This window comes from Phaeobacter sp. JH20_08 (assembly GCF_048056635.1).
Taxonomy (GTDB): domain Bacteria; phylum Pseudomonadota; class Alphaproteobacteria; order Rhodobacterales; family Rhodobacteraceae; genus Phaeobacter; species Phaeobacter bryozoorum.
In genome coordinates this window covers 461191-484180 of record NZ_JAYMVV010000018.1, presented here as the reverse complement: position 1 = coordinate 484180, position 22990 = coordinate 461191, and the positions used below count along the sequence as shown (strand labels likewise).

The window sequence follows — 22990 nt, the reverse complement described above, 5'->3', positions numbered from 1 at the left end:
CCTCTTTCAAAGGCGTGTTTCTTGGGGCGGGTAACCTTCGAGGGCGACCCTCTGGTCAATAGGTGCGGATAAGTCCGACAAGGCGGCCCTGCACCTTTACCTGATCCTGCGGATACTGGCGGGTCTCATAGGCCGGGTTTGCCGCCTCCAGCGCAATGGTGCTGCCTTTGCGGTAGATGCGTTTCAGCGTGGCTTCCTGTCCATCGACCAGCGCAACCACCACATCGCCATTGTCAGCCACGGAGGTTTCGCGGATGACAACGATATCGCCATCATTGATGCCGGCTTCGATCATTGAATCACCACGGACCTCCAGCGCGAAATGCTGCCCCTGGGCTGACAGCATGGAGGCCGGGACCGCGACCTGATGGGAGACCTGGTTAATCGCCTCAATCGGGACGCCGGCGGCGATGCGGCCCATCACGGGCAGCTCCATCGCGGCGATCATTGCCGGGGCGGAGACCTGATTGGCCGGTTCGGATGGCGCTGCCTCTGTCATCTGCTGGGCGCTGCCGAGGCTGTCCGGCAGGCGGATGATCTCGATCGCGCGGGCACGATGTGCGAGGCGGCGGATAAATCCGCGTTCTTCCAAAGCGGTGATCAGCCGGTGGATGCCCGATTTCGAGCGCAGGTCAAGCGCCACCTTCATCTCGTCAAAACTGGGGGGGACGCCATCCTTTTGCAGACGTGTGTTGATGAAATCCAGCAAGTCCAGTTGCTTCTTCGTCAGCATGACATCCCTCTCAGCCGCTCGATGTTTCGCTTTGTTCTACGCATGTTCCCGTTTTGTGTCAACGGCATGTCGCATGAAACCTGTCAAACGCAGCCGAATTGATGCTGAATTGTTGGCAAAGTGAAATCCGCCGGCGTGTATCGCCTTATCCGATCAGATCGGAAGGTAGGCAAGCATCGTGCCCTTGGCGCGGGGCGGATCATTGGCGGGACGGATGGCAAGCGCGTTGGCCTCGGCAAGCAATGTCAGCCTGGCGCTGTCCTGATCGTCAAACACATGCAGCTCCGCTGCGCTGAGCTGCGCCCGCATGTAATGGGTACGCGGGCCGTTGGCCGGCAGGTCCTGCGCCAGGGGGGCCTCGGCCGGTTGCGGACCATGGGGCGGGAGCCCCTGCATGGCGCGCAGCATCGGTAACAGGAAGACATGGCCGCAAACCATTGCAGACACAGGGTTTCCCGGCAGGCCGACCATGGCGGAACGGCCCAGTGTCCCGGCCATCAGCGGCTTTCCCGGGCGCATCGCAACCTTGTAGAAGGCGCGCGCCATACCCAGGCTTTCGGTCACCCCGGCAACCAGATCATGATCGCCCACCGAGGCACCGCCAATGGTCACGATCAGATCCGCCTCGCGGGCCAGATCCAGGGCCATGCGCAGGCTGCCTTCGGTGTCGCGGGCGATTGGCAGAATGCGGACGCGGGCGCCAGCCGCCGTGAGCAGCGCATCGAGGCCAAAGGTGTTGGACGCGATGATCTGGTCGGGGCCGGGCGTATCGCCGGGGAGCACCAGTTCATCGCCGGTCGAGATCAGGGCAACGGTCGGACGTACATGCACCGGCACCTCGGCGATGTTCATCGCGGCCAGCAGCGCGATATCGGCAGACGACAGCAGACGCGGCGCCGCGATCGTGCTGCCGAGCTGAAAATCGCCGCCCTTGGGACGGATATTGTTGCCGGGCCCCGGATGATCCGAGATCGTGATCAGGGATCCGGTGCGGCTTGTATCCTCTTGGATAACCACAAAATCAGCGCCTTCGGGCACTGGCGCTCCGGTAAAGATACGGACCGCCTGACCGGGGCCGACGCGGCCCTTGAAGCCATGACCGGCGGCGCTTTCTCCGATCACCTTGAACATGGCGTCACGCTCAACCTCGGCGGCCTTTACCGCGTAGCCGTCCATCGCGGAGGCAGCGAAGGGTGGCTGGTCGCGATTGGCCGAGACCGGCGCCGCAAGAACGCGACCGGCTGCGGCGCGCAGCGGCACCGTTTCGACCCGCATCGGGGACACCAGTTTCAGAACTGTGTCGAGGGCCTCGGATACTGAGATCATCTACGCCTCGTAACGGCCTGATTTTCCGCCGTCTTTCAATGTTACGCGAATGCCGCCGATCTGCATCGCCTTATCCACCGCCTTGGCCATGTCATAGACGGTGAGCGCGGCGGTGGAGACAGCCGTAAGCGCCTCCATCTCGACGCCGGTCTGGCCCGTGGTTTTTACGGTGGCTTCCACGCGCACCCCCGGCAGGTCCGGATCGAGCGACAGTTCGACGGCAACTTTGGTCACCGGAAGCGGGTGGCAGAGCGGGATCAGATCTGGCGTTTTCTTGGCGCCCATGATGCCTGCCAGCCGGGCAACGCTCAGAACGTCGCCTTTCTTTGCCCGACCTTCCGAAATGATATCAAAGGTTTCGCGCGCCATGCTTATGTGGCCTTCGGCGGTGGCGATCCGCGCCGTCACCGCCTTGTCGGAGACGTCGACCATATGGGCATCGCCCTTGCCGTCGAAATGTGTAAGCGGCGCCATCACATGGCCCCCGGCATTAGTGGGTTTGCGAGGATATCACGGGTTGCGGCGGTCACATCCGCCTGGCGCATCAGGCTTTCGCCAATCAGGAAACTGCGGGCGCCGTACCGCGCCATGTCGGAGAGATCCTGGGGCGTCGCAAGACCGCTTTCACAGACGATGGTGCGATCCGCAGGCACCAGCCGCGACAGGGTGCGCGTGGTGTCGAGCGTGGTGTCGAAGGTCTTGAGATTCCGGTTGTTGATGCCGAGGAGGGGCGATTTCAGCTTGCAGGCGCGGTCCAGCTCTTCCTCGTCATGAACCTCAAGCAGCACATCCATATCCCATTCAAAGGCAGCGGCCTCCAGTTCGGCGGCCTGCATGTCGGAAACGGAGGCGAGGATGATCAGGATGCAATCGGCGCCAAGGGCACGGGCCTCGGCCACCTGATAGGTATCATACATGAAGTCCTTGCGCAGCACCGGCAGGGCGCAGGCATTGCGGGCCGCTGGCAAAAACGGCTTTGCCCCCTGAAAACTGGGTGTGTCAGTCAGCACCGACAGGCAAGTTGCGCCGCCGTCCTCATAGGCTTTGGCGAGGGTTGCGGGATCGAAGTCTTCGCGGATCAAGCCTTTGGAGGGGCTGGCTTTTTTGATCTCGGCGATCAGCCCGTAACCCTGACGGCCGGCCGCCATCAACGCCTTGGCAAAGCCGCGCACCGGATCGGCTTCACGGGCCTCGGCCTCGACCGTCTCAAGCGGTTTGGCGGCCTTGTCGGCGGCGACCTCTTCCAGCTTGTAGGCCTTGATCTTGTCCAGCACAGTTTCAGTCATCTTGACGCCTCCGGTCACGCGTTCCAATCAATCTGCGGCTGCCCGCGTTGGGCCAGCCAGCTGTTCACCGCCGAAAACGGGCGCGATCCGAAAAAGCCGCGGCGCGCCGAGAGGGGTGAAGGATGGGCCGTCCTCAGAATAAGGTGATCGCCCGGTTGAATATGTTTTTCAAGCCCTTGGGCCTGTTTACCCCATAATATGTAGGCCGTCGGGCGCTGACTGCTCCGGGCCAGCACCTGATCGGCCAGCGCCTGCCAGCCCAGATGCTTGTGGCCGTTGGCCTCACCTGCGGGCACGCTGAGCACGGTATTGAGCAGCAAGACACCCTGACGGGCCCATCCGCGCAGGTCGCCATTGGGTTTCTCGACACCAAGGTCAGCACTTAACTCCTTGAAAATATTACTCAAGGAGCGCGGTAAGGGGCGGACATCCGGCTCCACCGAGAAGGCCAGACCATGAGCATGACCCGGCGTCGGATAGGGATCCTGACCGAGGATGACAACGCGGGTGCGGTCGGGCGGCGTCAGGTCCAGCGCCGCCAGCCGCTGCGCCACGGGCGGCAGGATCTGACGTGGGTCATCCGCCACCGCCTTGGCGATGGTTGCATAATCATTGGCAAAAAACGGCAGGTCACCCCAGCCACCCGGAACGGGGAGGTCTGGGGTCATTTGCTGTCAGCGGCTGCTGTGGTGATCCGCGCGACCGCTTCAATCTTGCCCCGTGCGGCGCCGCTGTCGATGCTGCTGCGCGCCATCTCGACGCCGGTTCTGAGATCATCCGCGGCGCCTGCCACCAGCAGGGCGGCGGCAGAGTTCAACAACACCGCGTCCCGGTAGGCGGATGCTTCGCCTGACAACAGCGCCTCAAACGCCTTTGCGTTGTCTTCGGGTGTGCCGCCGACGATTGCCTCAAACGGATGAACCGGCAGGCCTGCGTCCTCGGGGTGGATCTCCATTTCGGTGACATTGCCACCTGGGTTCAGTGCCGCAACCCAGCTGATGCCGGTGATGGTCAGCTCATCGGTGCCGTCGGAGCCATGGACCAGCCAGGCCTGCTCGGACCCCAGCTGGCCAAGGGTTTCGGCCATCGGGCGGATCAGATCGCGGCTGAAGGCGCCGGTGAGCTGGCGTTTAACACCGGCCGGGTTGGTAAGCGGGCCGAGAATGTTGAAGATCGTGCGCGTGCCCAGTTCCTGCCGGGTGGGCATGACATGGGCGATGGCCGGATGATGCATCGGCGCCATCATGAAGCAGATGCCTGCTTCGCGCAGCGCCTGTTCGGCCACTTTCGGGCCGACCATGACATTGATGCCCATCTGGCCAAGCGCATCCGCAGCGCCGGATTTTGACGACAGGTTGCGATTGCCATGTTTCGCGACAACGGTTCCGGCACCGGCCACGACAAAGGCGGTAGCGGTGGAGATATTGAGCGTTCCCTTGCCGTCACCGCCGGTGCCGACAATGTCCATCGCGCCCGCAGGTGCCACCACGGGATTGCATTTGGCGCGCATGACGGCGGCGGCGGCGGCATATTCATCGACCGTCTCGCCACGGGTGCGCAAGGCCATCAGCAGGCCGCCCATCTGGCTGGGCGTGGCATTGCCTTCGAACAGATGGGTAAAGGCGGCCTCTGCTTCGGCCCGGCTGAGAGGGCGATCCGCAGCGGCGTCGATCAGCGGCTTCATCTGATTGCTCATGCGGGCACCTTCATCACGTCGAGGAAATTCTTGAGCAGCGCATGGCCGTGTTCGGAGGCGATGGATTCCGGGTGGAACTGGACGCCGTGGATCGGCAGAGTCTTGTGCTGTAGCCCCATGATGGTGCCATCTTCCAGCTCTGCGGTGATTTCCAGACTGTCCGGCAGGCTGTCGCGCTCCACCACCAGCGAATGATAGCGTGTCGCCTCAAAGGGGGAGGGCAGACCGGCAAATAGTCCGGTGTTGTTGTGGTGCATGGTGCCCATCTTGCCGTGAACGATGTCCTTGCAGCGCACGACCTTGCCGCCAAAGGCCTGACCGATGGTCTGGTGGCCAAGGCAGACGCCCATCAGCGGGGTCCGGGTTTCGGCGGCGGCTTCGGTCAGGGCCAGGCAGATGCCGGCCTGATCGGGGTCGCAGGGTCCCGGCGACAACAGGATGCCGGCGGGGTTCATCGCCATCGCATCCTGTACGTTCAGCGCATCATTGCGATGGACCTGCACATCAGCGCCCAATTCGCCCAGATAATGCACGAGGTTGTAGGTAAAGGAGTCGTAGTTGTCGATCAGCAGCAGCATAGTCGCGGGGCTCGTTTAAGGGCTGGCGGGCCGGGGCCGCGCCGCAGTATAGTGGTCGCGACATACATGTTCAGGGTTGCGCGGCAGCGTCAAGTGCACATCACCAGCAGCGGCCAGGCCAATCGGGCCACGGGGTGTTGGGGCGGCTTGACCGACAGAATGCGACCGGTTCCAGAAGGCAACGAGAGGCAGGACAGAGATGCGAGGGTTTCTTGGAGGCGTGAGTTTCGGGGCCTTGGTGGCCGCAGGCAGCGCCGTGGTGTGGTCGCTGTCGGTGCCGTTGCCCAAATCGGTCGAGGTCAGCGTGGCTGAACCGGCGCGCAGCGTCGTGCAGGCTCCGGCGGCGGAAACGCCGGTTGACGGTGGCGGCACCGATCCAGATCTGGTGGAGGCGCCGCCCGCCGCATTGGATCCGCAGGTCGTGGGCGATGATCTGGCGGCGCTGGCCGATGCCGATACGGGTCCGGCGGAACGTCCTGAGGTTGGCACCGAACTGGGGAGCGGCACCCGTGCTGCTCCGGGCGGTGTCGGTGCGCCTGCCATTGATGTCGGGCGCGATGCGCCTGTTACCCCAGTTGAGGCCTTGCCGGCCCCCAATGCGCCCAGCCAGGAGCAGAGGCTTGTCGTGGTGTCGGATCCGGCGCAGCCGCCGGTGCCTGCGGCAGCAAGCGAAGCCCCAGCCCGGCTGGCCTCCCCCCCGGATCAGGGCACTGAGGCCAATCCGGGTGGCGACAGCCGCACCGCGGCAACAGCTGCACCCAGCGACGAGGAGCCAAGCGGCAGCGCAGCCGCCAGCCGTCTGCCGGTGCCGAATATTACAACCGGTGATCCGGTGCTGAGCAGCCCAGCCACGGGCGGGGCGTCAGGTCCGGCGCTTGGGGCAGCCCCCGGGCCCACACCGACACCTGTGCTGCCGGCGCCCGGCCGCGCCGGACCAGCGCAGGTGGGCACGCAGCCAGCGGCCAGTGATGCCCAGGCCAAGCCTTCGCAGCCAGAAAGCGTCGGCCAGCCAGAAAATGCCGGAACCGGGTCAGCAGCATCGACGGCGCCAGCGACGCGGCGGATTGCGGATCTGCCGACCACGAATTCCGCGCCGGAACCATCCGCTTCAGCCTCTGAGAGTGCTGGCCGTCCGCAGATCGGCACGCCGGTGCGCCCGCTGACCGAACGCGATGACGCCAAGGCCCCTGCCGCTGGCAGCCAGATTGCGACGCCATCCGCCGGGGTGCCGTTTGAGCAGAATGCCCAGCCCTTTACCCCGGAGGACGGGCGCGCGCTGATGTCGATTGTCCTGATTGACGATGCGAAGGCCATTGGCGCCGAAGCCTTGCAGGATTTCCCCTATCCGCTGACCTTTGCGCTGGATCCCGAAGATCCCGAGGCCGCAGCCAAGATGGCCCGCCATCGCGCGGCTGGTTTCGAGGTCATGGTGGTGGCGGATCTGCCGCGCGATGCGGGGCCACAGGATGCCGAAACAGCCTTGCAGGTCTGGCTGGAGACCCTGCCGGAGGCTGTCGCCGTGCTGGAAGGGGTCGAGACCGGGTTTCAGGGCAACCGCCCGCTGGCCGATCAGATGGCCACGGCGCTTGGCGCGATGGGCTACGGGATGGTGACGCAGGATGCCGGTCTGAATACCGTGCAGAAACTGGCGCTGCGTGAGGGGGTGCCGGCCGGTGTGGTCTTCCGTGATTTCGATGGCGCCGGACAGGATCCCCGGGCCATTCGCCGGTTCCTGGATCAGGCAGCCTTCCGCGCCGGGCAGGAAGGTGCGGTGATCATGCTGGGTCGGGTACAGCCGGATACGATTTCGGCACTGTTGATCTGGGGGCTTCAGGATCGTGCCAACCGGGTGGCGCTGGCGCCGGTGTCGGCCTCTCTGCGGGCGCAGGTGCAGGCCGAGTGATCGGCGCGCCGGGCTGAGCCCGCGTGAAAAAGGCGCCCCTCTGAACGAGGGACGCCTTTTTTGCCTTCGGCGAGAGTATTTTGGGAAAGATGACAGGCGGTCGAGATGCCGCGCGCATGAGATGCCGGGCGCGCAGAAACTCGGGGGCTGCGGTTCTGTCCGCGCCTAGCCGTTGCCGTTGCCGGTAAAGCGGGCCGCATCTGCGGCGGCACGGCGGATCGCGTTGGATTTATGGACGGTCTCCATATATTCCGCCTCCGGGTCGCTGTCATAGACAACGCCGCCGCCGGCCTGGATATAGAGGGTCTGATCCTTGACGATGGCGGTGCGCAGCGCGATGCACATGTCCATGTCGCCGCCGGCCGAGAAATAGCCGACACCGCCGCCGTAGATGCCGCGTTTTTCCGGCTCCAGTTCGTCGATGATTTCCATCGCGCGCACCTTTGGCGCGCCGGAGACGGTGCCTGCGGGCATGCCGGCAAAGAAGGCATCCAGCGCGTCCTTGTCCTCTGCCAGCTCGCCCACGACGTTGGAGACGATGTGCATCACGTGGCTGTAGCGCTCGATGATGAATTTTTCGGTGGGGCGTACAGTGCCGATCTTCGCCACCCGGCCGGTGTCGTTGCGGCCCAGATCCAAAAGCATCAGGTGTTCGGCCAGCTCTTTCTTGTCGGCCAGCAGATCCAGTTCCAGCGCCTTGTCTTCCTCGGGCGTGGCGCCGCGCGGGCGGGTGCCTGCGATCGGCCGGATGGTGACCTCCTGCCCGAAGACGCGCACCAGGATTTCGGGGCTGGCACCGACCACCTGGAAGCCGCCGAAGTTGAAGTAGAACATGAAGGGCGAGGGGTTGGTGCGGCGCAGGGAGCGGTAAAGCGCGAAAGGCGGCTGCGGGAAGGCCTGTGTCCAGCGCTGTGCCGGCACCACCTGGAAGATGTCACCGGCGCGGATGTAGTCCTTGGCCTTCTCCACCGCGGCCATATAGCCCTCTTTGGTGAAATTACTCACCGGGGGCGCAACCTCGTCGGCGTCGCCAAGGTCGCGGCTTTCGGCGGGCATGGCACGTTCCAGATCGCGCACCGCGTCCATCACCCGCTCGGCAGCCTGGGCATAGGCGGCCTTGGCCGACTGGCCTTCGCTGGCCCATGCGGGGGAGACCACTGTGACCTCGCCCTTGACCCCGTCGAGCACGGCGATCACCGAGGGGCGCAGCATCAGCGCATCGGGGAGGCCAAGCGGATCCGGGTTCACGTTCGGCAGATGTTCGACCAGCCGGATCATGTCATAGCCGAGATAGCCAAAAAGACCGGCCGCCGCCTGCGGCAGATCATCGGGCAGCTCGATCCTGCTTTCGGCGATCAGCGCCCGCAGGTTGTCCATCGGGTTGCCGTCCTGAGCGGTGAAATCATCCGCATCAAACCGCGCCGAGCGGTTCAGGGCCGAGCGCTCCCCGTGGCAACGCCAGACCAGATCCGGTTTCATGCCGATGATCGAATAGCGCCCACGCACCTCACCGCCGGTGACGGATTCCAGCATGAAGGCATCTTTCTGGGCGCCTGTCAGCTTCAGCATCAGCGACACCGGCGTGTCGAGGTCGGCGGCAAGCCGGGTGTAGACAACCTGGTTTTCACCGGCCTCATAGGCTTTGGCAAAGGTCTCGAAATCGGGGGTCAGGGCCATCTGGATCTGCCTTGATTACTGGAAGTTGGCCTGCACGGCATTGAGCGCCTGCGGGTCGATGCGCGGCGCGGCGCGGGTCTGGGCGTCCTGCACGAAGGCTTCGAACAGGGCCTGAGCAAGCGCCTGATCCAGCTGGGTGCCCATCGCCTCGGCCAGCGCAGCCATCTCAGGCGTGTCGGCCACCGGCAGGGTTTCGGTGAGGCGCACCACAACAGTAGCACTTTCATCGCTGACCACGGCGACCTCGCCTTCGGCCAGATCAAAGACTCTGGCCATCAGCGACTGCGGGGCTGCGTCGATATAGGCGGCGCGGGTGAGGCCGGTTTCGGATGTAAGCTCAACGCCCTCGGGCAGCGCATCGCCGCTCTTCAGCAGGTCTGCCAGACGCTCGGCTTCGGCGACGGTGGCATCCTGAAGGCGCTGCTCCTGCCACGCGGCGCGCAGTTTGTCCTGAGCTTCTGCAAAGGGTTCGGGGCGTGGCTCAAGCTGTTCATCCAGGCGGATGGCAAAGAGGCTGCCGTCTTCGAGGAAGTCGACCTCGGGGAAATCTTCGGTGCTGACAGCGGCAGCGGCGGTGCGGAACCCGTCATAGGCGGCGATGCCATCGGTGCTGCCGTTGTGCCAGTCGATCTTGCCCAGCTCCATGCCGGGTTCGTTGACGAGCTCTTCCAGCGTGGCACCACCGGCGAGCATGTCGTTGATGTCCTCGGCGCGGGTTTCGATCACTCGGCGGGCGCGGTCGGTTGCCAGCTCGGCGCGCAGCTCGTCCTTGACATCATCAAGGCTGGTCACGCGTGCCTCAAGACGGCCATTGACGCGGAACAGGGCCGGGCCGAGATCGCTGTCGAGCGGGCCAACCACATCGCCGACCTGCGCGGCAAAGACGTCCTGTCCGGCGCCGCCGAGGTCGCCCATGGTCACATCGCCCAGATCCACGTCCTGCAGGCTGAGACCGCGATCGGCGACCAATGCTTCAAAGGTGCTGCCATTGATGTCGAGCTGCGCCTTGGCGCTGGCGGCCGCTTCGGTGTTGGCAAAGACCAGACGTTCCACCAGACGGCGCTCGGGCACCTGATATTCATCGCTGCGCTCGTTGAACAGCTGTTCCAGCGCGGCGGCGTCGATCTCGATTTCGTCAACCAGCGCATCGGGGCGCAGGGCGGCGTAGGTGATGACCTTGGTGCGGGGCAGGGTGAAGCGGTCGATATGCGCCTCATAGAAGCTGCGCAGCTCTTCTTCGCTGGGGTCGACGGCCGTCAGGGCGATGCTGTCGGGGCTGACTGGCAGCCAATCAAAGCTGCGACGGGCACCGACATAGCTGGTGAGCGTGTCGCGCAGCGTGTCGGGCATTTCGGTGCCTGCCATGATCGCACCCTGCACCAGGGTGCGGGCGGATTCGCGACGCAGGTCGGCCTCGAAGGCGGCTTCGCTCAGGCCGATATTGTCCAGCGCATATTGATAGGTGTCGCGATTGAAGGCGCCGCTGCCGTCCTGGAACGCCGGGATCCGGCTGATTTCGTCGAACAGGTTCTGATCGCCGATGGACAGGCCCAGATTGCTGCTTTCCTGATCGAGTGCGGCGATGGCGATCAACCGTCCCAGTACCACGCGATCAAGACCAAGCGCTGTCATCTGCGCGATAGGAATGCGCTGGCCGGTCTGGGCCTCCAGCGCGCGCTGTTCGCGCTGCAATTCGCGGGCGTAGTCATCGACCGAGACCTCCTGATCTCCGACCACCGCAACCGAGTTCACCGATCCGGTGAAATTGACCGCACCAAAGCCGGCGAGGCCGATGATCAGCATCCCCATCAGGATCCAGACAAATGTATTTGATAGTTTTTTCATGCCTGCAGCCATGATGTCCTCGTATTGCCGGTCGCCGGACTGCACGGGGCAGCCGGGAATGCTGAAATGTCGAGGCTCTGAATACGCTGCCACCTTGAAAGGGGCAAGGGACGACTGATCTGTGCCTGCGTTCAGAGCGGGTGAGAGGGTGAGATTGCGGAGGCCTCAGCTCACGGGGCCCAGTTTGCCAGCCGGTCGAACAGGGTCCAGATGCCGGATGTGTCGACATTGGCAAAGGCGATGCGGAATTGCTGCGCGCCCGATGGATCACCCTTGGGCGTGAACATGCTGCCGGGTAGCATCAGGATACCTGCCTCTTTTACCAGACGCCGGGCCAGCGGGTCGCTGTGCTGGTCAAACGGGTGGGCCACATAGGCGAAATAGGCGCCACAACCGAGCAGCTGCCAGCCACGCGCCGCCAGCGGCGCAAACCCGGACTCGATGGCAGCGCGGCGGCGCAGCAGTTCCTGACGCTCTGCGGCGAGCCAGTCGTCGAGGTTTTCCAGCCCCCAGAGCGCGCCGACCTGACCAAGCTGCGCCGGGCATATGGTGACCGTGTCGAGGAACTTCTCCATCTCCTGCAGGTGATCGCGATGCGCGGCCACGGCACCCAGCCGGTGCCCGGTGAGCCGATAGGCCTTGGAGAAAGAATAGAGGTGGATCAGCGTGTCGGACCAGCCGGGATCCTGAAACAGCCCATGGGGTGGGCCATCCCGGCTGTCAAAGTCGCGGTAGGTCTCATCCACGATCAGGGCAAGACCGTGGGCACGGGCAAGATCATAGAACCGCTGTACCAGACCGCCGGGATATTCGACCCCGCAGGGATTGTTCGGTGTGACCAGAACGATGGCGCGGGTCCGGTCGGTGATCAGCTTTGCAGCGGCATCCGGGCAGGGCAGCATGGCTGCGCCGACCGGCAGCGGGCAGGTTTCGACCCCCTGCATGTCGAGCCACATTTTGTGATTGAAATACCAGGGGGTCGGGAGAATGACCTGATCACCCTCACCACAAAGCGCCGCGATGGTCGCGGCAAAGGCCTGATTGCAGCCGGAGGTGATTGCGACATCACCCGCCGTGAGGTCGGCCGCATAGTGGCGGCCCATTTTTGCGGCGAGCGCGGCGCGCAGGCTGTCCCGGCCCAGTACCGCCCCGTAAAGGTGGCTGCTGTCGTCGCCAAGGGCGGCCTCGGCGATGGCGCGGCGCAGCCCCTCGGGGGGCGGGTCCGCAGGCGCCGCCTGACTGAGATTGAGGAGCGGCATGTCAGCAGGCAGGGTCAGCCCCTCCAACCAGCGCCGGGAATCGACGATGGGCGAGACAAAGGTGTCTTTGGTGCGGGCGTGGGGAAATCGGGCCTGTGGCATCGGGTGTCCTGTCTTGCGTCGGCGCGTCACCGGCCAGAGCCATGGCGCGCTTTGGCCACTCCGCCGCAACTGCGCCGGTTTTGCAAGGGGGTTTGACCTGCGCCGGAAAAATCCAAGCAGATCCCCGGCGCGGAAACGAAAAAAGACGCCCCCTAAGGTGCGTCTTTCCATGCGTCGTGTGACGGTTGGTGGTCCGTCAGTCGATGATCAGTCGGTCCCGCGATAGGGTTCGACATATTGCAGCGCCATATCCCAGGGGAAGAAGATCCAGGTGTCCTGGCTCACCTCGGTGATGAAGGTATCGACCATCGGCCGACCTTTGGGTTTGGCATAGACGGTGGCAAAATGCGCCTTGGGATACATCTGGCGCACCAGTTCCAGGGTTTTGCCGCTGTCGACCAGATCGTCGATGATCAGCACGCCTTCACCGTTGCCCATCAGTTCGGCGTCGGGAGCTTTCAGCACCTCCGCCTGTCCCTGATCCTGATGATGATAGGATTTCACCCCGATCGTGTCGACGATGCGGATATCCAGTTCGCGGCTGACGATCATGGCCGGAGCCATGCCGCCACGGGTGATGGCGACAACGGCACGCCAGGCGCCTTCGTCGGGGCCTTGCCCGTCCAGACGCCACGCCAGTGCGCGGCTGTCGCGGTGCAGCTGGTCCCAGGAAATATGAAAGCCTTTTTCATGAGGCAGACGATCGGTCATTTTTTTGATGCTCCTGTTAGGGTCTGGCGTCCGGGATCGTGCATCTGCCCTCAGAGGGCGGCGATCTTGACGCCGAGGGCGGCCAGCAGACCACCAAAGACCCGGTCGATCACATGTTTCAGATTGATATACCCGCGGCGCGTTTTCTCAAAGGAGAAGATACGGGCCACGAGGGTGTTCCAAGTGACTTCACCCAGAAAGATGCAGGTGAGCAGCGCGGCAAGGGCCAGGCTGCTGCTGCCTTCGGGTACGGTACCGACAAAAACGGCGCCGAAAAAGGCGGCCGGCTTGGGGTTGGCCAGCTGGGTGAAGATCCCAAGACGGAAGGCCGCAAAAGCAGTCTGCGGCAATTGTGCGTCACTGTCCTGCGACATCGGTTCACTGGCATGGCGCCACATGTTCCAGGCCATGTAGATCAGGAACATGGCGCCGCCGATTTTCAGCAGGGTCAGCAGGAAGGGGGCATAGTCAAACAGCAGGTTCAGCCCGAAGAGCGCGGCGGAGGCCCAGAACACCGCACCCGCACCGATGCCAATCGCCAGCGCCAGACCACTGCGCCAGCCATGGGCCAGGCCAACGCGCGCAGCCATCAGAACGGCTGGGCCAGGGCTGATGGCAGCCATCAGGCACAGGAGGACGGAAGCGGTAAAAGCGGCGAGTGTCATGGTGGGTCCCTGTCATTGGAAGAGGCGCGCGTGGGCCGCGCGCCTGCTGTGTCATTCTCTGTGGTGCAGATGCGCGCAGCATCTGCTGGACCCGTGTTTATTTGCGCCCGGTTGCCGCATCGATGTCAGGGGCGTCAACCGCCTTCATCCCGACGACGTGATAGCCGGCATCCACGTGCAGATTCTCGCCGGTCACGCCGGAGGACAGATCCGACAGCAGATAAAGCGCGGATTTGCCCACGTCATCAATGGTCACGTTGCGGCGCAGCGGCGAATTATATTCGTTCCATTTCATGATGTAGCGGAAATCACCAATGCCCGAGGCGGCCAGCGTCTTGATCGGTCCGGCAGAGATCGCATTGACGCGGATGCCGTCCTTGCCCAGATCTTCGGCAAGGTATTTGACCGATGCTTCGAGCGCGGCCTTGGCGACACCCATGACATTATAATGTGGCATCACCTGTTCGGCGCCGTAATAGGTCAGTGTGACCGCGCTGCCGCCCTCGGACATCATCTTCTCGGCGCGCTGCATCACCGATGTGAAGGAGTAGACCGAGATATCCATGGTCATCTGAAAGTTGCCACGGGTGGTGTCGACATAGCGACCGCGCAGCTCGTTCTTGTCGGAAAAGCCGATGGCGTGCACCAGAAAGTCCAGTTTGCCCCATTTTTCTTCCAGCGCTGCAAACAGCGCATCAACGGAGCCCTCATCGGCCACATCGCAGGGCAGGACGATATCGCTGCCAAGCTGCGCCGCCAGCGGGTCGACGCGTTTCTTCAGGGCATCGCCCTGGTAGGAAAACGCAAGCTCGGCGCCGGCGTCGGCGCAGGCTTTGGCAATGCCCCACGCGATGGATTTATCATTGGCAAGGCCCATGATGAGGCCACGTTTGCCGGCCATCAGTTGACTAGACATGCAGGTTCTCCGCCTGTGATATTCGAATTAGACGACGTTTAGTCTGTCAGGCGAGGCGCTTCAAGAGCGCTGTCTCTTGTCGTTTGCCCTGTCTCGGCCTAGGTTGCTGAAAGCCATGCGCATTATCGCGCCAGCCAGACCCATATAATAACAGTCCAAGAGGTGCGCCATGTCCGATCGCAGCGGTATCTTTGCGGGGGAGGATCCCTTTGCCATCGCGCGCAGCTGGCTGAGCGAGGCGGAAGAGAGCGAGATCAACGATCCCAATGCGATTGCGTTGTCGACGGTGGATGCCGATGGGTTGCCCAATTGCCGGATGGTCCTGCTGAAAGAGATCGAGGACGCAGCCTTTGTCTTTTATACCAATTACGAAAGCGCCAAGGCGCAGGAGCTGGATGGCGCTGGCAAGGCGGCGTTTGTCATGCATTGGAAATCGCTGCGACGCCAGGTGCGCGCGCGCGGGATCATCAGTCGCGAGAACGGCCCGCAGGCCGATGCCTATTATAAATCCCGGTCCCTCAAGAGCCGGCTGGGGGCCTGGGCCTCGGCGCAGTCGCGCCCCTTGTCGAGCCGGGGTGCTCTGATGGCGGAGGTGGCCAAGGTCACAGCCACCAAAGGGTCAAATCCCGAGCGCCCGCCATTCTGGGGCGGTTACCGTCTGACGCCGCTTGAGATCGAGTTCTGGGCCGATGGCGCGTTTCGTCTGCATGATCGCTTTGTCTGGCGGCGCGAAACACCCGAAGCGCTTTGGAGCGTGGAGCGGTTGTGCCCTTAGGTCACTATCGGAAAATAGCAGAATTGTGATATTGGTGTCCGTTTTTGGCTTGAACTCAGAACCGAGAATAGAGCATCACCTACTGGTTAAAAACTGAAGAATACGGTGGACTACAGCAGTGGCAGAAGACTTGAGCAGTTTGCAGCAAATACGCGGGCTGGTGAAATGGTTCGATCCAACCAAAGGTTTCGGCTTTGTCGTCTCCGATGAGGGCGGACCGGACATCCTGCTGCACGTGAATGTGTTGCGTAACTTCGGTCAGAGCTCCATCGCCGACGGGGCCGAGGTTGAGCTGGTAACGCATCGCACCGAACGCGGCGTCCAGGCGGTGGAGGTTCTGTCGATCACGCCGCCGGTTCGCGACGACAGCCCGGTTCTGAGCGATTTCGCTGAGATTGATGCCGAGACGCTGAGCGCCGAGCCACTGGTACCCGCGCGAGTGAAATGGTTCGACAAAGGCAAGGGCTTTGGTTTTGCCAATGTGTTTGGCCGCGACGAAGACGTGTTTCTTCATGTTGAGGTTCTGCGCCAGTCGGGTCTGTCGGAACTGCAACCGGGCGAGGCGCTTGGGATGCGGGTGATCGACGGCAAACGCGGCCGCATGGCGGTCGAGGTGCTGGCCTGGGAAGCGGCGCTTCTGGAAAAGCAGGACTAAGGTGATGCGGCACGCCTGGACCCGATTGTCAGACAGGATGACAACAGGAGCCAGAGCCGCCGCTCTCTCTATTATGTCGGTCGCTGCGATTGTGGCGGCCGGGGCGGTGCAGGCCGAAGAGGCCTGCCGCCCTGATCTGGTCAGCCTGCGCGGCCCCTGGGGGCAGGCGCAGTTCTCTGTAGAAATCGCCGATACCATAGAAACACGCGCGCAGGGGTTGATGCACCGGCCCCATATGGCGCGTGGCAATGGCATGTTGTTTGTCTATGAGGCGCCGCAGCGCGCCAGCTTCTGGATGAAGAATACGCTCATTCCGCTGGACATGCTGTTTGTCGACAGCAGCGGCACGGTGCGCCATATTCACCATCGCGCCATTCCCGGGGACCTGACGCCGATTCCGGGTGGTGACAACGTCTATGCCGTGCTGGAAATCAACGGCGGTCTTGCCGCGCTTTATGGGATTTCAGTCGGCACCCAGCTGCGCCATGAAGTTTTTTCAACGACAGGCGCAATTTGGCCCTGTTAGGGCTTTTCAAATCAGATCGGCAACGCTAGGAAGGCGCACGGTCCGGGGCGTGGCGCAGTCTGGTAGCGCACCTGTTTTGGGTACAGGGGGTCGTGAGTTCGAATCTCGCCGCCCCGACCATTTCATCCATCTGGATGTGACGTAGACGCCGACATGCCTGTCACAGGGCTGTTGGCGTTTCGCGTTCCAGCTGACCGATCCGATGGGGGCGCAGATCCGTCATCCGCGGACGGGCAGGGGCGCTGTTCAGTCCCTGAGGGCTCGCTGAGGAGATTCGGACTGGTTTCCAAATTATGACCAAATCAGGCGTCTCGCTATGTCTGTTAAGGGTTGCTTAACCAACTGACGCGCGTTGGCGTCGATTTCCTTTTACGCTTCGTGCCAACAGGGAAAAAAAACACCTCGGCACGCCTTCTATCTGGAGGGCGTGTATTTCATTTTTTCAACCCTCGGCCTGGTTGAGTGATTTCTGTTTCAGAAGAGTTCGCTGCTGCCGTTGCTGCGGCGTGACATGCGGCAAGCCCCTCTCCGCAAGGGGATTTATCGCGTCGGATGGATGGGGCTCTTGGGACCGTGCCAGGTAAAGTGATCAACTCTGAATCGCAGCTTCGTGATCGACCGCAGACCATTAAGCTATCGTCAACGAAAAAGATGGTTACGAAAGCCTAAAAATGCCGTTGACCCCATATGCCTGAATACGTCAAATTGTGTACGTCGGATGATGCAGCACAAAATATGGTGGATTTCACCCGGTGCTACACCAGACCAAGCAAAGCATTTAGCGCTGGCGGATATGGGGCCTCGGCCCTGGCACGCATCTTATGTGAGGTGCGCAGCAGGGTGTTTTGCGGCGAAGAACGAGAAGAGACGCGTCGGCAAAAAGGCGTGATTTGTGACAGTGGGACTGCAAAAAAGAGGCAGATGGCATGAAGATTGAACGGAAATTTACAAAATCTGGGCAGGACGCATATGCCGATCTGGACTTTGTCCCTGCAACGTCGGAGATCCGCAATCCAGACGGCACCATTGTGTTCCGTCTTGATGGCGTCGAGGTCCCGGCGGGCTGGAGCCAGGTCGCCAGCGATGTGATTGCGCAGAAATATTTCCGTAAAGCCGGTGTCCCGAGCAAACTGAAAAAGCTCCGTGAAAAAGGCGTGCCCGAGTTCCTATGGCGCTCGGTTCCGGCCGGTGATGATGTTGAATTTGGCGGCGAGACCTCCTCCAAACAGGTGTTCGACCGTCTGGCCGGCGCCTGGTGCTACTGGGGCTGGAAAGGCGGCTATTTCTCAACCGAGGAAGACGCGCGCGCCTATTTCGACGAGATGCGCTATATGCTGGCGACCCAACGCGCCGCGCCGAACAGCCCGCAGTGGTTCAACACCGGTCTGCATTGGGCCTATGGCATCGACGGCCCGGCACAGGGGCACCATTATGTCGATTACAAAACCGGCCAGCTGACCAAATCTGACAGCGCCTATGAGCACCCGCAGCCCCATGCCTGCTTTATCCAGTCGGTCTCTGACGATCTGGTGCAGGACGGCGGCATCATGGATCTTTGGGTTCGTGAGGCGCGGTTGTTCAAATATGGCTCCGGCACCGGCACCAATTTCAGCCACCTGCGCGGCGAAGGCGAACCGCTGTCCGGCGGTGGCAAATCCTCTGGCCTGATGGGCTTCCTCAAGATCGGTGACCGGGCAGCCGGGGCGATCAAATCCGGTGGCACCACCCGTCGCGCCGCCAAGATGGTGATCGTCGATGCAGATCACCCGGATATCGAACAGTTCATCGACTGGAAAGTGATCGAAGAGCAGAAGGTGGCCTCCATCGTCGCAGGCTCCAAGATGCACGAGAAGATGCTGAACGGTCTCTTCGAGGCCATTCGCAGCTGGGACGGGGCCGAGGCTGACGCCTATGATCCGGCCGTCAACGATGGGCTGAAAAAGGCAATCCGCGAAGCCAAGAAGGTCGCCATCCCCGAGACCTATGTGAAGCGCGTGCTGGACTATGCCAAGCAGGGGCATACCTCGATTGAATTCCCGACCTATGACACCGACTGGGACAGCGACGCCTATAATTCGGTTTCCGGTCAGAACTCCAACAACTCGATCCGGGTCACCAACGCCTTCCTTCATGCGGTGAAGAAGGACGCCGACTGGCAGCTGATCAACCGGGTCGATGGCAAGGTCGCCAAAACCGTGAAGGCACGGGATCTGTGGGAAAAGGTCGGTCATGCGGCCTGGGCCTGCGCCGATCCGGGCATCCAGTTCCACGACACAGTGAACGAGTGGCACACATGCCCCTCCGACGGTGAGATTCGCGGCTCAAACCCTTGTTCGGAATATATGTTCCTGGACGATACCGCCTGTAATCTCGCGTCTCTGAACCTGCTCACCTTCCTCAAGGACGGGGTGTTCCAGGCCGAGGATTACATGCACGCCTGCCGTCTGTGGACGGTGACGCTGGAAATCTCGGTGATGATGGCGCAGTTCCCGTCCAAGGAAATCGCGCAGCGTTCCTATGATTTCCGCACGCTGGGTCTTGGCTATGCCAATATCGGCGGCCTGCTGATGAACATGGGCTACGGCTATGACAGCGCCGAAGGGCGCGCGCTTTGCGGTGCGCTGACCGCGATCATGACCGGCGTGTCCTATGCCACCTCCGCCGAGATGGCCTCCGAGCTGGGGCCGTTTGCCCGCTACGAGCAGAACGCAAGCGACATGCTGCGGGTGATCCGCAACCATCGCGCAGCCGCGCACGGCGCGGTCGACGGCTACGAAGGCTTGGCCGTGAAGCCGGTGCCGCTTGACAGTGCCAACTGCCCGGACCCGCGTCTGGCGGAACTGGCGATGAGCAGCTGGGACGAGGCGCTGGAGCTGGGCGAACGTCACGGGTTCCGCAATGCGCAGGCCACCGTGGTGGCCCCAACCGGCACCATTGGCCTGGTCATGGATTGCGACACCACCGGGATCGAGCCGGACTTTGCGCTGGTGAAGTTCAAGAAGCTGGCCGGCGGCGGTTATTTCAAGATCATCAACCGCTCGGTCCCCGCCGCGCTGGAGGGGCTGGGCTATTCCCCGGCCCAGATCGAAGAGATCGTCTCCTATGCCGTGGGCCATGGCACCATCGGCAATGCGCCGGGAATCAATCACACCTCGCTGGCCGGTCACGGCTTTGGCCCCAATGAGCTTGCGAAGGTCGATGCGGCGCTGGAGTCGGCCTTTGATATCCGCTTTGTGTTCAATCAGTGGACGCTGGGCGAGGATTTCTGCACCGGTGTTCTGGGCATCCCGACGACTAAGCTGAACGATCCGACCTTTGACCTGCTGCGCCATCTGGGCTTCAGCAAGCGCGATATCGAGGCGGCGAATGACCATGTCTGCGGATCCATGACGCTGGAAGGTGCGCCGCATCTGAAGGAAGAGCACTATCACATCTTTGATTGCGCCAATCCTTGTGGCAAGAAAGGCAAGCGTTATCTGGGGGTTGATAGCCATATCCTGATGATGGCCGCAGCCCAGAGCTTTATCTCCGGTGCAATCTCCAAGACCATCAACATGCCCAATGACGCCACCATTGAGGATTGCCAGAAGGCCTATGAACTCAGCTGGTCGCTGGGGGTGAAGGCCAATGCGCTGTACCGTGACGGCTCCAAGCTGAGCCAGCCGCTGGCGGCGGCACTGGTTGAGGACGACGATGAGGCGGCCGAAATTCTCGAAAGCGGGTCGCAGCAGGAAAAGGCCATCACCCTTGCCGAGAAGATCGTCGAGAAGGTGGTCATCAAGGAAATCGTGAAATCGCATCGCACCAAGATGCCTCAGCGCCGCAAGGGCTATACCCAGAAGGCGGTGGTTGGGGGCCATAAAGTGTACCTGCGCACCGGCGAATATGAGGATGGCAACCTTGGCGAGATCTTCATCGACATGCACAAGGAAGGTGCCGGTTTCCGGGCGATGATGAACAATTTCGCCATCGCGGTATCGGTTGGCCTGCAATATGGCGTGCCGCTGGAGGAGTTTGTCGACGCCTTCACCTTCACCAAGTTTGAGCCCGCGGGCATGGTGCAGGGCAATGACTCGATCAAGAATGCGACCTCCATTCTGGACTATGTGTTCCGTGAGCTGGCGGTCAGCTATCTCGATCGGACCGATCTGGCGCATGTCAAACCGGAAGGCGCCAGCTTTGACGATCTGGGCCGGGGCGAGGAAGAGGGTGTCTCCAATCTCTCGGAACTGAGCGAAACCGCTGCGACGCGGTCGCTGGAGGTGCTGAAACAGATTTCCTCCACCGGCTATCTGCGTAAGCGTCTGCCGCAGGAACTGGTCGTATTGCAGGGCGGGCAGACCGAGCTGCTGGCCAACATCGGGGGCGATCCGGTCGCTGCCTTGCAGTCGCTGGTGCCTGAGACATCAGCCGTTGCGCCTGCCGTGTCCGGCGGCATGGACGCCCGCACCAAGGCCAAGATGCAGGGCTACGAGGGCGAGGCCTGCGGCGATTGCGGAAATTACACGCTGGTGCGCAATGGCACCTGCATGAAATGCAACACCTGCGGCGGCACCTCTGGCTGTAGCTGAGTGCTGATGGAATTGGACTGTGACCGTCGCGGCGATGCTGTCGCGCCGGTCGGAAACCCGGGGTGGGTGCGCTCACCCCGACACGGATCGGGACACAGGCAACAACCTCGGGCGGTAACAAGAACCACCTGATCCGTGCAACTGGGAGGGGGAGGCCACAGCGCCTCCCTTTTTCTTTTTTGGGTCCGGAGCTTGGTTTAGCTGCGTTTTAGAACCCTTGAAAATATAACGATAAACGTTGAAAGCGCTGCAAGGATCATAAAGGCGGCAGGCAGCGACAGCAACTCGGCGGTAATGCCGATCATGGGTGGGCCGATCAGAATGCCGCCGTAGCCGAATGTCGCGACGCTGGCGATAGCAGCGCCCGCGGGCAGTTCGGGATCACTGGCCGCGCGGCTGAAGGCGAGCGGCATGACCAGCGCATAGCCGATACCCATCAGGGCAAAGCCAATCATGGCAGCAGCGTAGTTGCCAAACACCACCGCGATCAATGCGCCAAGACAGGCGCTGGCACCGGCCATGCGCGCGGCGCTGACGGCCCCAAGCCGCGCAACCACAAGATCGCCGATCAGCCGCATTGCCACCATAGCGACCGAGAAAACGGCAAATCCAAGCGCGGCATCCGCTTCGCTGGCGCCCGTCGTCAGCACCAGAAAGATCGCGCTCCAGTCGGCCATCGCGCCTTCGCCAACGGCCCCGCAAAAGGCGACAAATCCCACCGCAACCAGCGGTCCACGGGGCAGAAGCGATGGTTTTGTCATCGGATTCTTGGGGGCGGGGTCGGCAGTCCAGGGGATCTGTGCGACAGAGAGCGTCAGAAGCGCTGCGATCCCCCCGGCGAGCAGGAAATGCAACGGGATTTCTGCCCCGACGGAGGCCGCGCCGTAGCCAGACAGCGCACCAAGCCCGGCCCCAAGGCTAAACATCGCGTGAAAGGACGACATCATCGGCCGTCCGGCACGTTTCTCCACCTCGCTTGCCCATGCGTTCATCGCTACGTCCATGCTGCCATGGGCGGCACCAAAGACAAAGAGCGCGGCCGCCAGCAGTGGCAGGCTCGGCGCCAGCGCCAGCAGCACCAGCCCGAGGACATAGGCCAGCGCCACCCGGCGGGTGACATGGGCGGCCCCCATCCGATCTGCCGCCCGTCCGGCAAGCGGAAAGGAGAGGATCGCGCCTGCGGCCATTAGCAACAGCAGCAACCCCAGCGCGCCGGGCGTCAGCCCGTGGCTGTCGGCGACGGCGGGGATGCGCGACGCCCAGATCCCAAACAGGGCGCCGTTCAGCACAAACATCGCCGCAACCGCGCGCCATGGCGTGCGTAGCCGGAACCGGGAAGACGGACGGGTCGGGTGAGGGCTGGTTACGGGCACGCGAAATCCTTTTTACGGTAGAAACTGAGGTCTCAAATCTGGCGGGCCCATACCGGCTTGGGACATCTGACGGGACCACTTGGCGCTGACAAATCCTCGCCAGGATTTTCGCAGAGTGATTGGAACTCAATGCCGGTGCAAGCGGTTTTGGCCCAATGTGCGGCAGGTGCCCGGGTGGTTTATTCGGGCCGTATTCGGCGCGGTAGATGGATCGAATCGACGTCGGCAGGGGCCTGTTGATTGGCAAGAGCGTCTGTTCTGATCCGGCTTCGATCTCTGCGCGGTGCCTTAACATGTCTTTATAACGCATTGAATATGCGTGTTTATATAATGTCCGACAATACTGTTGATAATGTCCGACATTATTGCCATGCTGTGACAGGAACCGGGTCT

Annotated in this window: 19 protein-coding genes and 1 tRNA gene; 6 read left to right on the top strand and 14 right to left on the bottom strand. The window is 62.4% G+C overall.

Annotated features, from left to right (window positions below; translation table 11 throughout):
* Positions 1-55 precede the first annotated feature (55 nt).
* The 7 genes from lexA to VWY75_RS17790 all read right to left on the bottom strand — a co-directional run bounded on the left by lexA (position 56) and on the right by VWY75_RS17790 (position 5619).
* Positions 56-733: a transcriptional repressor LexA gene (gene lexA / locus VWY75_RS17820; protein ID WP_340545697.1), complete on the bottom strand. Its 678-nt coding sequence runs from the start codon at positions 731-733 to the stop codon at positions 56-58.
* A 153-nt stretch (positions 734-886) separates the two neighbouring features.
* Positions 887-2059: a gephyrin-like molybdotransferase Glp gene (gene glp, locus VWY75_RS17815; RefSeq protein WP_416538811.1), complete on the bottom strand. Its 1173-nt coding sequence runs from the start codon at positions 2057-2059 to the stop codon at positions 887-889.
* On the bottom strand, positions 2060-2533 hold the full coding sequence (gene moaC / locus VWY75_RS17810) for a cyclic pyranopterin monophosphate synthase MoaC (protein WP_416538810.1): 474 nt from the start codon (positions 2531-2533) through the stop codon (positions 2060-2062).
* Entirely contained in the window at positions 2533-3345 is an 813-nt protein-coding gene (trpC, locus tag VWY75_RS17805; RefSeq protein WP_416534868.1) for an indole-3-glycerol phosphate synthase TrpC, read from the bottom strand. Before trpC ends, moaC begins: the two co-directional genes overlap by 1 nt.
* Before the next feature lie 14 nt (positions 3346-3359).
* A complete protein-coding gene (locus VWY75_RS17800) occupies positions 3360-4013 on the bottom strand; it encodes a uracil-DNA glycosylase (RefSeq protein WP_416538809.1) in 654 nt (217 codons plus the stop codon).
* Positions 4010-5041, bottom strand: coding sequence for an anthranilate phosphoribosyltransferase (gene trpD / locus VWY75_RS17795; RefSeq protein WP_416538808.1), 1032 nt, complete (start codon positions 5039-5041; stop codon positions 4010-4012). The genes VWY75_RS17800 and trpD overlap by 4 nt, the downstream gene beginning before the upstream one ends.
* Complete coding sequence (locus VWY75_RS17790) at positions 5038-5619, bottom strand: anthranilate synthase component II (RefSeq protein WP_416534870.1); 582 nt, start codon at positions 5617-5619, stop codon at positions 5038-5040. Before VWY75_RS17790 ends, trpD begins: the two co-directional genes overlap by 4 nt.
* A gap of 199 nt (positions 5620-5818) precedes the next feature.
* On the opposite strand from VWY75_RS17790, the gene VWY75_RS17785 reads away from it, so the two are divergent.
* Complete coding sequence (locus tag VWY75_RS17785) at positions 5819-7522, top strand: divergent polysaccharide deacetylase family protein (RefSeq protein ID WP_416538807.1); 1704 nt, start codon at positions 5819-5821, stop codon at positions 7520-7522.
* Positions 7523-7687: 165 nt separating this feature from the next.
* Here VWY75_RS17785 and trpE read toward each other — a convergent pair whose 3' ends face one another.
* The 6 genes from trpE to fabI form a co-directional block, all read right to left on the bottom strand.
* Positions 7688-9199, bottom strand: a complete 1512-nt coding sequence (trpE, locus tag VWY75_RS17780) for an anthranilate synthase component I (protein WP_416534872.1) — start codon at positions 9197-9199, stop codon at positions 7688-7690.
* Positions 9200-9214: 15 nt separating this feature from the next.
* On the bottom strand, positions 9215-11056 hold the full coding sequence (locus VWY75_RS17775) for a SurA N-terminal domain-containing protein (protein WP_416538806.1): 1842 nt from the start codon (positions 11054-11056) through the stop codon (positions 9215-9217).
* A gap of 158 nt (positions 11057-11214) precedes the next feature.
* Positions 11215-12405, bottom strand: coding sequence for an aminotransferase (locus VWY75_RS17770; RefSeq protein ID WP_416538805.1), 1191 nt, complete (start codon positions 12403-12405; stop codon positions 11215-11217).
* A 207-nt stretch (positions 12406-12612) separates the two neighbouring features.
* The gene (gene gpt, locus VWY75_RS17765) at positions 12613-13116 is read right to left on the bottom strand and encodes a xanthine phosphoribosyltransferase (protein ID WP_340545686.1); all 504 of its coding nucleotides are present in this window, start codon (positions 13114-13116) and stop codon (positions 12613-12615) included.
* A 50-nt stretch (positions 13117-13166) separates the two neighbouring features.
* Entirely contained in the window at positions 13167-13781 is a 615-nt protein-coding gene (locus VWY75_RS17760) for a LysE family translocator (RefSeq protein WP_340545685.1), read from the bottom strand.
* Positions 13782-13878: 97 nt separating this feature from the next.
* Complete coding sequence (gene fabI, locus VWY75_RS17755) at positions 13879-14697, bottom strand: enoyl-ACP reductase FabI (protein ID WP_340545684.1); 819 nt, start codon at positions 14695-14697, stop codon at positions 13879-13881.
* A 169-nt stretch (positions 14698-14866) separates the two neighbouring features.
* Here fabI and pdxH point away from each other — a divergent pair, with 169 nt between their 5' ends.
* From pdxH to VWY75_RS17730, 5 genes are all read left to right on the top strand, one after another.
* Positions 14867-15472, top strand: coding sequence for a pyridoxamine 5'-phosphate oxidase (pdxH, locus tag VWY75_RS17750; RefSeq protein WP_340545683.1), 606 nt, complete (start codon positions 14867-14869; stop codon positions 15470-15472).
* A gap of 118 nt (positions 15473-15590) precedes the next feature.
* Positions 15591-16127, top strand: a complete 537-nt coding sequence (locus VWY75_RS17745) for a cold-shock protein (protein ID WP_340545682.1) — start codon at positions 15591-15593, stop codon at positions 16125-16127.
* Positions 16128-16131: 4 nt separating this feature from the next.
* Positions 16132-16653 carry a DUF192 domain-containing protein gene (locus tag VWY75_RS17740; protein ID WP_416541677.1) on the top strand — a complete coding sequence of 174 codons (522 nt, stop codon included), beginning with the start codon at positions 16132-16134 and terminating at the stop codon, positions 16651-16653.
* A 43-nt stretch (positions 16654-16696) separates the two neighbouring features.
* Positions 16697-16773, top strand: a tRNA-Pro gene (locus VWY75_RS17735).
* A gap of 806 nt (positions 16774-17579) precedes the next feature.
* Entirely contained in the window at positions 17580-21224 is a 3645-nt protein-coding gene (locus VWY75_RS17730; protein ID WP_416538803.1) for a vitamin B12-dependent ribonucleotide reductase, read from the top strand.
* 197 nt (positions 21225-21421) lie between these two features.
* Here VWY75_RS17730 and VWY75_RS17725 read toward each other — a convergent pair whose 3' ends face one another.
* Entirely contained in the window at positions 21422-22597 is a 1176-nt protein-coding gene (locus VWY75_RS17725) for an MFS transporter (RefSeq protein ID WP_416538802.1), read from the bottom strand.
* Positions 22598-22990: the final 393 nt, after the last annotated feature.

What these genes read in the sequence shown, in the direction of transcription:
- lexA (WP_340545697.1), bottom strand. Translation starts at nt 733, where the DNA reads ATGCTGACGAAGAAGCAACTGGACTTGCTGGATTTCATCAACACACGT.
- glp (WP_416538811.1), bottom strand. Translation starts at nt 2,059, where the DNA reads ATGATCTCAGTATCCGAGGCCCTCGACACAGTTCTGAAACTGGTGTCC.
- moaC (WP_416538810.1), bottom strand. Translation starts at nt 2,533, where the DNA reads ATGGCGCCGCTTACACATTTCGACGGCAAGGGCGATGCCCATATGGTC.
- trpC (WP_416534868.1), bottom strand. Translation starts at nt 3,345, where the DNA reads ATGACTGAAACTGTGCTGGACAAGATCAAGGCCTACAAGCTGGAAGAG.
- VWY75_RS17800 (WP_416538809.1), bottom strand. Translation starts at nt 4,013, where the DNA reads ATGACCCCAGACCTCCCCGTTCCGGGTGGCTGGGGTGACCTGCCGTTT.
- trpD (WP_416538808.1), bottom strand. Translation starts at nt 5,041, where the DNA reads ATGAGCAATCAGATGAAGCCGCTGATCGACGCCGCTGCGGATCGCCCT.
- VWY75_RS17790 (WP_416534870.1), bottom strand. Translation starts at nt 5,619, where the DNA reads ATGCTGCTGCTGATCGACAACTACGACTCCTTTACCTACAACCTCGTG.
- VWY75_RS17785 (WP_416538807.1), top strand. Translation starts at nt 5,819, where the DNA reads ATGCGAGGGTTTCTTGGAGGCGTGAGTTTCGGGGCCTTGGTGGCCGCA.
- trpE (WP_416534872.1), bottom strand. Translation starts at nt 9,199, where the DNA reads ATGGCCCTGACCCCCGATTTCGAGACCTTTGCCAAAGCCTATGAGGCC.
- VWY75_RS17775 (WP_416538806.1), bottom strand. Translation starts at nt 11,056, where the DNA reads ATGGCTGCAGGCATGAAAAAACTATCAAATACATTTGTCTGGATCCTG.
- VWY75_RS17770 (WP_416538805.1), bottom strand. Translation starts at nt 12,405, where the DNA reads ATGCCACAGGCCCGATTTCCCCACGCCCGCACCAAAGACACCTTTGTC.
- gpt (WP_340545686.1), bottom strand. Translation starts at nt 13,116, where the DNA reads ATGACCGATCGTCTGCCTCATGAAAAAGGCTTTCATATTTCCTGGGAC.
- VWY75_RS17760 (WP_340545685.1), bottom strand. Translation starts at nt 13,781, where the DNA reads ATGACACTCGCCGCTTTTACCGCTTCCGTCCTCCTGTGCCTGATGGCT.
- fabI (WP_340545684.1), bottom strand. Translation starts at nt 14,697, where the DNA reads ATGTCTAGTCAACTGATGGCCGGCAAACGTGGCCTCATCATGGGCCTT.
- pdxH (WP_340545683.1), top strand. Translation starts at nt 14,867, where the DNA reads ATGTCCGATCGCAGCGGTATCTTTGCGGGGGAGGATCCCTTTGCCATC.
- VWY75_RS17740 (WP_416541677.1), top strand. Translation starts at nt 16,132, where the DNA reads ATGCGGCACGCCTGGACCCGATTGTCAGACAGGATGACAACAGGAGCC.
- VWY75_RS17730 (WP_416538803.1), top strand. Translation starts at nt 17,580, where the DNA reads ATGAAGATTGAACGGAAATTTACAAAATCTGGGCAGGACGCATATGCC.